We start from the raw sequence: 12,204 nt of genomic DNA, 5'->3' as shown, positions 1-12,204 counted from the left end.
CCCCGCCCAGCTCGGACCGGGCCGAGGCTCCGCCGGTCACGAAGAAGCTAGGTCAGGTCCTTGCGCAGGTGCACGTCCCGGACGCCCGCTCCTTCGTCGAGGAAGGTACGACGGGCGCCGGCATCGTGGCCGTACACCCGCAGGTGCACGTCGCGGACCCCCAGTTCGTGCACGTGCCGCCGCAGCGCTCCGAGGAACGACGGCGTCAGCCGCTGGCCGCGGTGCTCGGGGAACAGGTCGAGGGTGTTGCCGTAGAAGTCCAACGCGCCGTCGCGCTCGACCAGCGTCGCCCAGGCCCGTCCCACGGCGACCCCGTCGACGGTGCCGGTGATCAGCAGCTCGCCCGGGGGCGGCGGCACGTCGCTCAACCGGACCAGGCGGGCCTCCATCTCGCCCAGGCGCGAGCTCTCTCGATCGACGACACCAGCGCGCGCCATCCCGGCCCGCAGCTGCTCGGCCACGTCCGCGACGAACACCGCCCGCTCGTCGTCGTCCATCGGGCGTACGGCGACCCGCCGGTCCTCCTGTAGCTCGACCGCGGAGGCGGGGTCGAGCCGCTTGCCCACGGTCGTCATCGTCGCCCGGAAGCCGGCGGCGCCAAACACGCTCGCCAGCTCGGGCGCGACCGCGGTCGTCAGCGTGGTGACGCCCCGGGCGCGCACGTGCGCCTCGAGGGCGGCGATCGCCGCCGCCCACGGTCCAGGGGCGTCGCGGAGGAGGGTCGTCTGCAGGACCCGGACCGCGCAGCGACGCCGACCTGCCTCGTCGGCGTACTCGAGCAGGGCACCGCCGACGCGGACCTCGTCGACCGTCAGCGTGACGGCCTCGAGCTCGGTCGGCCCGGACGGCTCCGGCAGGGGTGTGCCGGACGCCGCCCGGGACGCGCGCCACTCGTCCAGCTCGGTCCCGGGCATCGGATCAACCCGGGCGGTGCTCACCGGAGCCGGCGCGCGTTCGACTTCGAGGCCGTCACGCGCAGGCTGGAGAGCAGCTTCACGTAGTAGCGGGTCACCTGGCTGCCGTTGCGGTCGCGGACGCTCAGCGAGGTGTCGCCGTCGTCGTTGAGCCGGAGGGTCTTGACCGGGCGCCAGCTCCCGCCGCTGGACCGGGCGAAGACCCGGACCCGCTCGCCCGCCACCGACGGCGGGCCGCTGATGCGCAGCCGGTCGGCCCGGGCGCCGTTGCCCGACCCGGCGAGCCGGAGCTTTGCGGTGCCCTTGCCCGAGCCGAAATCGGCGGTCGCGTCGACCCTGTCCGCGAGGCCACGAGCGGCGACGCGCAGCTGGCCGCCGGTCTCGGTGGGCCGGCCGCGCTCCGCGAGGTCGTCGACGGTCACGGCGAAGGTGCCGTCGGTGTCGGTCGTCACCGCACCGGAGAGCCTGCGCGCGCCGTCGAGGAGCAGCGCGGCGTCGGCCTGCGCGCCGGGGACGAGCTCGGTCCCGCGTGTGTAGCCGAGGTCGACCGTGCGGCGGGCCAGCGGCTCGCCCTCGACGGACAGGGTGCCGGCGTACCTGATCTCGGCGCCGGAGGCGGCCCGGCCCTTCACGGGCGTGAGGCCGAGCACGGCGTCACCGGCCACGAAGGTCACCGGCTCGACGGGCTGGCCGCCCGCGCTGGCCGGGGTGGTGAAGGCGAGGGTGTACTCACCGTCGGTGCCGCTCGGGTCGAACGGTACGACGAGCCTGCCGTTCGCGTCCGTGCTGCCCTGGGCAAGGGCCGGCGGCTCCTGACCGGTCCGGAACAGGCGGTACTCCAACTCCTCGGCGGCCGCCATCGGGCTGCCCTCCTGGTCGAGGACCTGGAGCGCGATGTCCCCGGCGGCGTACTCCCGGACGTCGAAGACGGGACCGTCGGCGAGCACCGCCCGCGTGCTGGTCGCGACCGGCTCGTACGCCGGGGTCTCGACCGGCGCCGAGACGACGTCGACCCCCTCCTCGAAGGCGTCGACGTCGGTGCTGTTGGCGTAGTAGGTGGCCGCCGAGCTGTTCGGCTGGGTGACGGTGACCTCGCCGGCGGCATCGGTGTAGCCGACCAGCGAGCCGTCGGAGCTGCGGCGCACCTCGGCGCCGGCGATCCGGTCCTCGTCCTGGTCGCCGACCGCCAGGGTGAACGTCGTGGCCTGCGAGGAGGTCGAGAACACCGACGCGAGGAAGACCTGGCTGATGGTCTGCGCCCTCAGGACGACGGGCTTGACGTCGTCGCTGTCACGCTCGGCCCGCACGGCCAGCGTGTCGCCGGCCTCGGCGTCGAACGCGGTGATGTCGAGGACGCCGTCGAACTCGCCGCCCGGGAAGATCTGGTTGCCGGTCCCGGGGATCTTGACCGGGGTGGCCTCGACGGCGGCCGCGATCTGACCGCGGAAGGCGCCGTCCGCCGAGTGCCACACCGACAGCTCGACCGCTCCGTCGTTCGCCGACGTGGTGCCGTCAATGCGCAGCGTCGTCGGGAGCGGCGTCGACGTGGTGTACGGCGGCGCGAAGAAGTTCGCGTCGGTCGTGCTGCTGGAGCCGGTCTGGAGGCCGACGCTGTTGACCCCGGATCCGGGGCCGCTGAGCTCCACGGAGTTGCGGGTCGAGTACGTCACCGTCGGGCCGCCCGCGGTCTCCGTCGTCGCCACGGCGCGCAGCGCGATGACCTTGTCCACCTGCTCGGGAGCCGGGGCCCACAGCAGCGTCTCGTAGCCTGACTCGCTCGTCGCCGTGCCGGTGACCTGGACCCACCCGGGGTCGAGGTCGCCGGCCGCGGGGTCGGCGTTGTACTCGAACGTCACGGCGGCCTGCTGGTCGACCTTCTCGGCCGTGAGCGCGATGGTGCCGTCGGCGGCCCCGTCGGACCGGGTGGACGCGACCGCGTCGTACTGGCTGAGCAGCCGCACCCCGGGTCCGTCAGCGGCGAGGGCCGGCGGGGCCGTCACCGCGAGTCCCGTGATCGCGAGTGCGCTGACCGCGCTGATCGCCAGTCCCTGACCGAGCTTGCTGAGCTGCATCGTCACCCTCTGGTGCTCCGTGCCCGTGTCTCCGGTGACCGGGCAGCCCGGCCGACCCTAGGCGTCCGTCGACCGGCGCGCGGACGAATCGAAGAACCCCACCCCTTCGGGGCCGCCGGCCCGACGGGCTCGCGGAGGGTCTCGGTCGTCAGCGGAGCTCCCGACGAATGACCGGTGGGTCGGCCGGGCACCGATGTCGCATGCTCTCCCTCACCTACCTGAGCTCCTCGACCCACCTGATGTCGTCGGCGCAGCTCGTGGAGATGCTCGAGGCGATCCGCCCGCGCAACGTCGAGCGCGGCCTGACCGGAATGCTGCTCTACAGCGGCGGCAACATCATCCAGACCCTCGAGGGTCCGGACGAGACCGTCCTGAGGACGTACGACGCGATCAAGGCCGACCGGCGCCACTCGGGAATCCTCGAGGTGCTCCGCGACACGATCGACGAGCGGGCGTTCCCGGACTGGTCGATGGGCTTCACCGACCTGAGCGGGGTCGACGTGGCCGAGCTGGACGGGTTCAACGACTACCTGCAGCTGCCGACCGACCGGCCCGACGTCGGCGAGCGCCAGGTCGAGACGATGCTGCGGGTGTTCAAGCAGCACAACCGCTTCTGAAGGTCCTGGAGCGGGTGCTGCGGTCTCAGCTCGGGCCCCACGGGGAGAGAACCGTCCGGGACCGCAGCTGGCCCCGACCTGGAGCACCGGGAAGTCGCCCGGGCGCGACGCTCCTCCGGGCCCGCGCCCACTCCCCCTGCTCCGGAACCGGTCCGGGCCGACGCTGATCCTAGACAGCGCCTGGGAAGAGCCCCTCGCCGACGCCGGTCGTCCACGCCGCGGGACGACACCGTCAGACCCAGGTGAACCGGCGGCCCTCGACCGCGTCCGGGACCAGCTCGACCACCTCGGAGGCCACCTCCAACACCCACGGCCGCGCCTCGGGTACGTCGGGCGGCCGCTCGGCCGGCTCCAGCCAGCGCAGGTGGCCGCGCACCACCACCGACCAGGCCTCGTGCTCGCCGCGCCAGTCGATCTCGAGCGCGACGTCGGAGCCCAGGGCCGCGGCCAGCAGCTTGTTCCCGGATTGAGTGCGCACGTGGACGACCCGACCGGACGTCGCGTAGTCGATCGGGACGATGTGCACCTCGTCGACCAGCCGGTAGGCGAGCCGCCCGAACGACTCGTCCTCCAGCGGCGCCCAGCACTCCTCGGCCGTCATCGTCCCGGCCTCGCCCAGGACGTTCACTTCCGCACCCCGCCCGCGCCCTCCAGCACCAGCCCCGGGACGACGGCCGACCGACCGGGCGGCACCACCCGGACCGGGCAGGCGGACTCGCGCAGCACGGTGCGAGCCGTCGAGCCCAGGTGCACCGCGGCCGGGAACCCGTGAGCGCGCCGGACCAGGACCAGCTCGTCGACCTCCTGGGACGCAGCCACCAGAGCGTGGGCCGGCTGGTCGTGGACCACCCGCAGCTCGACCACGACGTCCGGGTACGACGTCCGCCACTCGGCGACGGCGACCTCCAGCTCGCGGCGGGCCCGGGCGTCCCACCCGTCGACCGCGGGACGGCCGGCGACGCCGTCGTCGTCGTACTCGCTGGGGAGCCGCCAGGCATGCAGCACCAGGAGGCGGCTGCCCCGGGCCTGCGCCACGGAGAACGCCTCGCCGAGCAGGTCGAGCGCCTGCGCGGGCTTCTTGACCGCGGCCAGCACCACCCTGTGCCCGGCGCCGGACCAGCCCTCGGGCACGGAGACGACCGGCGTGGCCGCGGCGGCCGCGACCCCGGTCGAGGTGTTGCCCGTGAGCAGCCGGCCGAGCAGCGGGCGCCGGTCGGCGCCGACGACCAGCAGCCGGGCGCCGCGGGCATCGGCGACCAGGGACGCGACCCGGGTGCCGTGCCGCAGCACGGTCCGCACCGGACCCTCGTCGACCCCGGCCTGCGTCAGCGCCGAGCGGAGCACCGCCCGGCCGCCGTCGGTGATCTCCTGCAGGGGCAGCGGGTACGCCGCAGCCACGTGGTCCGGCAGCACGTGCACCACCCGCAGCGTGCCCTCCGTGCGCCGGGCCTCGGTCCGCGCGTAGCGCAGCGCGTCGATGCTGGCCGCCGAGCCGTCGACGCCGACCACGACGTCCCTGCTCCCGACCTTGGTGTCCGCCGTGCCGGCGATCATGTTCGTGGTCATGTCGACCTCCCGGATCCGCACGAGGAGGGTTCCTCGTCCCTCCATCGTCCGGCTATCTGACCGTCCGGGTCAGGGCCGGACGCCACCGGTCGGCAGGCCCTTGGGCCCGGTCCGGGAAGGTCCGGGGACGTGCACCGGACCGAGGCGCGACCCTCCGGGCGGAGCGGCTCGTGCCGCCCCAGGACCACCAGGTCGGCGCCCGCGGACGCCTCGATCAGGGCCTCCCCCGCGCACGGGCGAGCGGGCGCTGGCCGAGGTGGTCGCCCGCACCGTCCCGAGCGTGGTGGAGGTGCGGGCCGGGCGAGGCTCAGGAGATGACGGCGTCGATCGTCTTCTTCAGCGCACTCGGCTGGGCCGGGGTGCGCGGCGCCTTCTCGCGCGCGGCCGCCATCTCGGCCCCGATCTCCTGGAGCACCTTCCGCCCGAGGGCCTCGCGGACCTGGGGGAACCACTCCTCCTCTTCCTCCTCGATGTGGTGCCGGACGTTCTCGATGAGCACGGTGGTCTTGGCCGTGAACCGCTCGTCCTGCGGCGACATCGCGACCAGCTCCATGACGAGCACGTCCGCCACGTGGTGCTCCTCGTAGGACTCCAGGACGTCGTCCTCCAGCTCGGGGACCAGCTCGCGGACCCGCGGGTACATGACTTCGTTCTCAAGGTAGGTGTGGACGGTGAGCAGCTCGACGATGCGGTCGACCAGCTTGCCCTTGGCGGCGTGGGCGCCCGCGCCGGCGGCCTCGAACTCGCGGAAGGTGCGGAGGATGACCCGATGGTCGTCCTTCAGCATCACGATGGCGTCAGTGCTCATGGGCGTTCTCCTGGGAGGTGGGACGGGCGTCGGCCGAGCGGGAGCGCCGGGCGCGGAGGTAGGCCGGCTCGCGGAGCCGGGTGACGGAGGGGTACTGCCGCAGGCCGGGGACCTGACGGCGGACCGGGTCGAAGGACGGGGTCGTCCCGTCGTCGAGCGGACCGGCCAGCCGGAGCACCCCGAAGGTCACCCAGTCGCCCGCCGGCCGGGACCACGAGATCGAGTACGTGTCCGCCCCGATCGCCTCGGCGCCCAGCAGGACGGGGCCGGAGTCGGTGTCGTAGGGCAGCAGGGTGGTCAGCGGACGGCGCAGCGGTGAGCGGCTCGCCGTCAGCATGAACCGGGTCAGCCGACCGAAGCCGGTGCTGGCCAGCAGCAGGTCGGCGTCCCCGTCGGCGGCGTGCACCCGGATCGCCAGGCCGTGGATGTCCGGCAGCGCCGCGGGCAGGCCGATCGCGCGGGACAGCCGTACGTCGACGTCGTCCTCGCCGACCTGGTCGATCCAGGCCACGCCGGTCGGCTCGATCGAGCCGCTGCGGAACACCCGGCCCGCGCGCACCACGCCCCGGGGGTGCAGCGGCTTGCGGGCCGGACGCAGCGCGGCGACCGCCCGGGTGGCCGTGGCCAGGACCGCCCCGCCTGCGGACGCGGTCCTGGCCGCGGCACTCACGCGAGCACCGAGCCGAACCGCTCCCAGACCCGGTGCGCGCCCAGGGCGGTGACGACCTCGGCCAGCACCTCCGTGGGCTCGTCCCCGGCGAACACCCCGGGGGCGCCGTCGACGCCGACCGTCGCCAGCGCCTCGACGCCGGCACCCCAGGCCCCGATCGCCTTGGCGTGCCGGAAACCCTCCTGGAGCAGCAGCACCACGCGGGGGTCGAGCCCCGGACCGGCGGAGTCGCCGGCCTTGCTGTCCCGCGCGGTGAGGGCGTCGGGCGCCGGGACCGGGCTGCCGGCCAGCAGCAGCGCGTCGTACTCGACCGAGCGGGTGGCCGCGAAGGTGCGCTGGACGACAGTGCCGTCGGCGAGCACGCCGCCGTGCGGCGCGACGACCAGCGGCACCATGCCGGCCGCCGAGACGGCGGAGATCACGTCCGCGACCCCCGTCAGGTCGCCGTCGGGGTCGACCACGATGCCGATCAGGCGGCCGTCGGTCGGCCAGGTGCTCCCGAGCTGCGACAGCGCGGCGCTGGGGTCGAGGTCGACCAGCGGGATGGTCGGCTCCGGGGCGGGCAGTCCCAGGCCGGCGGCGACCTGGGCGCAGAGGTCCGGGTCGATGTTGGCCAGCGCGAGGAGCTGACGCTCCTTGACGACCTGCTCGAAGCACTTGGCGAGCTCGAAGGTGTAGGCCGCGACGATGTGCTCCCGCTCGACCGGGGTCATGCTCAGCCAGAACTGGCGGGTCTGGCTGTAGTGGTCGTCGTACGACGCGGGGTTGGCGCGGACCTTGGTCGACTCCGCCACCCGGGCCGCGACCTCCTCGAACGCGCCGTCGTCCGCACCCGCGAAGAACGGGCACCCGCCGTCGAGCGTGTTCGGCTGGTACGGCGCGACGCCCCCGTGGACGCCGTCCTGGTGGAAGCCGTCGCGCAGCATGTCGTTGACCGGCGCGTGCGGCCGGTTGATCGGGATCTGGTGGAAGTTCGGGCCGCCGAGTCGCGTCAGCTGGGTGTCCAGGTAGGAGAACAGCCGGGCCTGGAGGAGCGGGTCGTCCGTGACGTCGATGCCGGGCACCAGGTTGCCGAGGTGGAAGGCGACCTGCTCGGTCTCGGCGAAGTAGTTCGTCGGGTTGTGGGTCAGCGTGAGCAGGCCGATCGGCTGGACCGGTGCGAGCTCCTCGGGGACCAGCTTGGTCGGGTCGAGCAGATCGATCCCGTCGAAGGTCTGCTCGGGGGTGTCCTCGAAGACCTGGACGCCGAGCTCCCACTGCGGGAGGGCGCCGGACTCGATCGCGTCGGCGAGGTCGCGGCGGTGGAAGTCGGGGTCGGTGCCGCCGAGCAGCTGCGCCTCCTCCCAGGTCAGCGAGTGCACGCCGAGTCGCGGCTTCCAGTGGAACTTGACCAGTGACGTGCCGCCCGCGGCGTCGACGCAGCGGAAGGTGTGGACGCCGAAGCCCTCCATGGTCCGGTACGAGCGCGGGATGCCGCGGTCGGACATGTTCCACATCGTGTGGTGCTGAGCCTCAGTGTGCAGCGAGGCGAAGTCCCAGAAGCTGTCGTGCGCGCTCTGGGCCTGCGGGATCTCCCGGTCCGGGTGCGGCTTGGCCGCGTGCACCACGTCCGGGAACTTGATCCCGTCCTGGATGAAGAAGACGGGGATGTTGTTGCCGACCAGGTCGAAGGTGCCCTCGCTCGTGTAGAACTTCGTCGCGAAGCCGCGGGTGTCGCGGGCGGTGTCGGCCGAGCCGCGGGAGCCGAGCACGGTCGAGAAGCGGACGAACACGGGGGTCTCGACGTTCTTGCCGAGGAAGCCGGCCTTGGTCACCCCGCCGGCGTTGCCGTAGCCGACGAACGTGCCGTGCGCGCCGGCGCCACGCGCGTGGACGACCCGCTCCGGGATCCGCTCGTGGTCGAAGTGGGTGATCTTCTCGCGCAGGTGGTGGTCCTGGAGCAGCGTCGGACCGCGCTCCCCCGCCTTCAGGGAGTGGTCGGTGTCGCGCAGTCGCGCGCCCTGAGACGTCGTGAGGAACGCGCCCTGGCCGGAGACGGCCTCGGCGTCCACGTCGGTCGCGGCACCGGTCGCCGTACGACGCTCCGGGCCGGCCTGGTCCGGCTTGGGCGGGAGCGGGCCCTGCGGCTCGGTCGGCTCCGCGAGGGTGGGGGTGCCGGAGCCCGGCGTACCGGGGATGTCGGGCCGGTCGAGCTGGGCCAGCTTCTCGGCGACCTTCGCGGCGGCCCCTTCGACGGTGTCCTTGACGGCCTTCGTGACCTTGCCGGGGGTGGTGCGAGCCATGCGGCCTCCTGGGTAGACCTATGGGTACCCGGAGGGGTAGCACCCCGACGCCACCCCGACGGGTGACGGCGCGCCTCTAACGGGTGAGGACGGCCTCCCGGAGCCGACCGGAGGGGTAGCGCCGCAGCCCGGGCACCTGACGGCGCACCGGGTCGAACGGCAGCGGCTCGGCGTCGCGGACCCCGTCGAGACGGAGCACGGCGAAGGCGTGCCAGGCGCCGGCGGGTCGACGCCAGGACAGCACGTGCGTGTTCGGGCCGAGCGGCTCGGCCCCGAGCACGACCGGCCCGGTGTCGGTCTCGTAGGGCACCGGCGTGGCCAGCACCCTCGACCGACGGGTGGAGACCAGGACCACGTCGCCGTCGCCCGCGGACGCGTGCACCCGCACCCCCAGGACCCGACGGAGCAGTCGGCTCCGGAACACCCGTGCGTCCGCGACGTCCTCACCCTCCTCGTCGAGCCACGCCACTCCGGTCGGCTCAGCCGAGCCGCCGCGGATGAGCCGGCCCTTCCGGGTCCGGTCGGTGGTGCGGGGATCCATGACTGCCTCCTGGGTCGCGAGCGGGGCCGCCGGGGTACCCCGGTCGCGCTGGACCGACCCTCCTCCCTGGGGAGGAGACGGACCACCCGGTTCGAACACATGTTCTATCGTTCGTCCATGCGGGACCGCGTCACGGGCACCAGGGGCTACACCGTGCCCCAGCACGTCTGGGTGTGCGTGACCGGCCGCTGGGCCGAGCGCTCCCCCGGCCTGCTGCTGGAGTGGCGTCGCCGGGGCCACGACTGGGAGGCGCTGGCGGTCTGGGTCAGCGGCGGCGGCGTCCGTGCCTGGGACGTCCGGCAGGGCTGGGTCTCCTCCGCCCACGTACGGCGGCGCGAGTGACGATCCCCCCGCGGGGTGATACGTCGGGCCGAGGTCCGGCGTACCGTCGATGACATCGGTGCGTCCAGCGCCGCACGTGGCCGGAGGTCACATTGCTCCTCGTCCAATCCCCCGACGTCCCACCCGTCGCCCACTTCTCCCTCAGCGGTGACCTGGACGTCTTCGGCGCCCTGGCCCTGCGCCGCAGCCTGAACCGGGCCGCCCACCTGACCTGCACCGACCTGCGCGTCGACCTGAGTGGGGTCGAGTTCGTCGACGCCTCCGCCCTGGGGGTCATGGCCCGCACCTGGCACGACCTGGAGTCGGAGGCCGGCACAACCGTCAGCCTGGTCCGCACCAACCGCCAGGTCCGGGAGCTGCGGGCCGCAACCGGTCTGGGCAGCCGACTTCCCGACGTCGCGCGGAGCGCACTGCCGCAGCACGCCTGAGCCTCACGCCGCAGGCAGGGTCAGCTCGAAGACCGTGCCTCGGCCGGCGGGGTTGTCGCGGGCCCGGATGGTGCCACCGTGCCGGGTGACGATCCGGCGGCAGATGGCCAGGCCGAGCCCGCTGCCGTCGTACTCGCGGTGGTGGGCGCGGTGGAACTCGGTGAAGACCAGCTCGTGCTCCCCTGCCGGCAGGCCGATGCCGTTGTCGGCGACCGCGATCCGGACCAGGTCGCCCTCCCGCTCGCCTGACACCTGGACCTCGGGGACGGTGCCGGGGGCGACGTACTTCAGGGCGTTGCCCAGCAGGTTGTCGAGGAGCTGTCGGACCAGGACCGGGTCGACGCACACCCTCGGCACCGCCCCGCGGCAGGAGATCCGGTCGTCGGCTCCGCGCGCACGGGCGACCTCGCCCACGACCTCGGCCAGGTCGACCGGGACCACCTTCAGCTCGCGGTCGCGCGACTCGGCATGGGCGAGCAGGTCGTCGATCAGGTCGCGCATCCGCGCCGAGGACGAGCGCACCCGGGCCACGAACTGTCGGCTCAGGTCGAGCTCGAGCTCCTCGCGCTCGAGGTGCTCGTCGATCAGGTCGGTCCAGCCATCGATCGCGGCCAGCGGGTTGCGGAGGTCGTGGGCGACGACCCCGGCGAAGGCCAGCAGCTCGACCCGCTGGTCGTGCTCGGTCGTGGCGTCCCGGAACAGCACCAGGACCCGCCCCCGGTCGCGGCGGTCGTCGCGCGGCAGCGGGGTCGCGGACACCTCCAGGATCCGCTCGCCGTCCGTGCCGACCACGAGCTCGAGCCCGCGGACCAGGTCGCCCCCGAGGGCGCGCCGCACCGCGTCGCGCAGCCGCGAGGCGACCTCGCCCTCCGCTCCGAGGACCGGCCCGTCGCCGATCACCGCGGCGGCGGCCTCGTTGCGGAACCGAATCTCGCCCACGTCGTCGACCACCGCGATGCCGGAGTCGATGGTGGCGACCACCGCGTCGAGGAGCCGCGCCTGGTAGACGGCGTCGGCCTCGGCCGTCCGCAGCTCGTCGGTGAGCCGCCGGCTCTCGTCCCGCCCGGTGGCGAGGGCCAGGCCGATCACGATCGTCGAGACGACGTACAGCTGGGCGAGCAGCGCGGGGACACCCGGCTCGTCGACGGCCACGAACGGGCCGATGTCGTCGAGGGTCGCCACCACGACCGCGATCCCGGCCAGACCCGTCTGGACCGCGAGGACCAGGGTCGGGAACCGGGTGCCGAACCAGACCGTGGCGGCCACCAGCACGAAGGCCAGCGACAGCTCGCCGAAGCCGAAGGTCACGGCGTGCACGACGACCGTGAAGACCGAGGCGACCACCAGCTCGGCCGGACCGCCGGAGCCACCCGCCAGCACGGGCGGGCGCGGCCGCGGACGGGCCAGCCGCTCGGCCACGAGCAGGCCCGGTGCGGTCACCACCAGCGCCCCGCACAGGTTGCGCCCGAACCACAGCGCCAGCGTCACCGGCTCCGGGTCACGCCCCAGGACGGCCAGGCCGAGGGTCCCCACCCCTGCGCCCGCGGCCATCGCGAGCGCGATCGCCGCGACCAGGAGGGCGAGCATCCGCGGGCTGTCGAGCGGCCGGGTCCCGCCCGCGCCGTACAGGTCCGGGCACCAGCGGCGCAGCAGCGCGGCGGCCAGCAGGGTCTGCCCGACGGTCGTCGCCGTCACGAGCGCCGTCTCGGGTCCACCCGTGCCGGTGAGCGCGAGCACGGTCGCCGCGGCCACCGCGAGCAGCGGCACGTCGATGCTCCGCACGCTCACCCGGCGGAGCAGGAACCACAGCAACGGCAGTCCCGCCGCCGGCCAGACCAGCGACAGCGACGTCCCCTCGACAAGGAGGGCCCGGCCGAGGAGCCCGGCGGCGACGTACAGCACCGCGCAGCCGACGGCCACGGCGGACGATCGCACCCGGCCCGACGTCATGCTCCCCCTGAGAT

12 protein-coding genes are annotated in these 12,204 nt (G+C 73.9%); 3 read left to right on the top strand and 9 right to left on the bottom strand.

Going from position 1 to position 12,204, the window contains the following annotated elements; genetic code table 11:
• Positions 1–47: 47 nt before the first annotated feature.
• Both V7S47_RS16925 and V7S47_RS16920 read right to left on the bottom strand, forming a co-directional pair.
• On the bottom strand, positions 48–914 hold the full coding sequence (locus V7S47_RS16925; RefSeq protein WP_336562671.1) for a hypothetical protein: 867 nt from the start codon (positions 912–914) through the stop codon (positions 48–50).
• 20 nt (positions 915–934) lie between these two features.
• A complete protein-coding gene (locus V7S47_RS16920; RefSeq protein ID WP_336562670.1) occupies positions 935–2,992 on the bottom strand; it encodes a hypothetical protein in 2,058 nt (685 codons plus the stop codon).
• 194 nt (positions 2,993–3,186) lie between these two features.
• Here V7S47_RS16920 and V7S47_RS16915 point away from each other — a divergent pair, with 194 nt between their 5' ends.
• Positions 3,187–3,603, top strand: a complete 417-nt coding sequence (locus V7S47_RS16915) for a BLUF domain-containing protein (protein WP_170867169.1) — start codon at positions 3,187–3,189, stop codon at positions 3,601–3,603.
• Positions 3,604–3,835: 232 nt separating this feature from the next.
• Here V7S47_RS16915 and V7S47_RS16910 read toward each other — a convergent pair whose 3' ends face one another.
• The 6 genes from V7S47_RS16910 to V7S47_RS16885 all read right to left on the bottom strand — a co-directional run bounded on the left by V7S47_RS16910 (position 3,836) and on the right by V7S47_RS16885 (position 9,470).
• Complete coding sequence (locus V7S47_RS16910; RefSeq protein WP_336562669.1) at positions 3,836–4,231, bottom strand: pyridoxamine 5'-phosphate oxidase family protein; 396 nt, start codon at positions 4,229–4,231, stop codon at positions 3,836–3,838.
• Positions 4,228–5,190, bottom strand: a complete 963-nt coding sequence (locus V7S47_RS16905; RefSeq protein WP_336562668.1) for a universal stress protein — start codon at positions 5,188–5,190, stop codon at positions 4,228–4,230. The genes V7S47_RS16910 and V7S47_RS16905 overlap by 4 nt, the downstream gene beginning before the upstream one ends.
• 286 nt (positions 5,191–5,476) lie before the next feature.
• Positions 5,477–5,977, bottom strand: coding sequence for a hemerythrin domain-containing protein (locus V7S47_RS16900; protein ID WP_336562667.1), 501 nt, complete (start codon positions 5,975–5,977; stop codon positions 5,477–5,479).
• On the bottom strand, positions 5,967–6,647 hold the full coding sequence (locus V7S47_RS16895; RefSeq protein ID WP_336562666.1) for a hypothetical protein: 681 nt from the start codon (positions 6,645–6,647) through the stop codon (positions 5,967–5,969). Before V7S47_RS16895 ends, V7S47_RS16900 begins: the two co-directional genes overlap by 11 nt.
• The gene (locus V7S47_RS16890; RefSeq protein WP_336562665.1) at positions 6,644–8,929 is read right to left on the bottom strand and encodes a catalase; all 2,286 of its coding nucleotides are present in this window, start codon (positions 8,927–8,929) and stop codon (positions 6,644–6,646) included. Before V7S47_RS16890 ends, V7S47_RS16895 begins: the two co-directional genes overlap by 4 nt.
• Positions 8,930–9,005: 76 nt before the next feature.
• Entirely contained in the window at positions 9,006–9,470 is a 465-nt protein-coding gene (locus V7S47_RS16885) for a hypothetical protein (protein WP_336562664.1), read from the bottom strand.
• Positions 9,471–9,587: 117 nt separating this feature from the next.
• Between V7S47_RS16885 and V7S47_RS16880 the strand changes: the two genes are divergently transcribed.
• Positions 9,588–9,812 (top strand): hypothetical protein, encoded by a 225-nt coding sequence (locus tag V7S47_RS16880; RefSeq protein ID WP_170867171.1) that lies wholly within the window; start codon positions 9,588–9,590, stop codon positions 9,810–9,812.
• Positions 9,813–9,904: 92 nt separating this feature from the next.
• Positions 9,905–10,240, top strand: a complete 336-nt coding sequence (locus tag V7S47_RS16875) for an STAS domain-containing protein (RefSeq protein ID WP_336562663.1) — start codon at positions 9,905–9,907, stop codon at positions 10,238–10,240.
• Positions 10,241–10,243: 3 nt separating this feature from the next.
• On the opposite strand, the gene V7S47_RS16870 is transcribed toward V7S47_RS16875, so the two are convergent.
• Positions 10,244–12,190, bottom strand: coding sequence for an ATP-binding protein (locus V7S47_RS16870; protein WP_336562662.1), 1,947 nt, complete (start codon positions 12,188–12,190; stop codon positions 10,244–10,246).
• Positions 12,191–12,204 lie beyond the last annotated feature (14 nt).

This window comes from Nocardioides sp. CCNWLW216, from assembly GCF_037120545.1.
In the GTDB taxonomy this organism is placed as follows: Bacteria; Actinomycetota; Actinomycetes; order Propionibacteriales; family Nocardioidaceae; genus Nocardioides; species Nocardioides lianchengensis.
The sequence above is the reverse complement of the archived record's forward strand: the minus strand, read 5'-3'. Positions and strand labels throughout refer to the sequence as shown.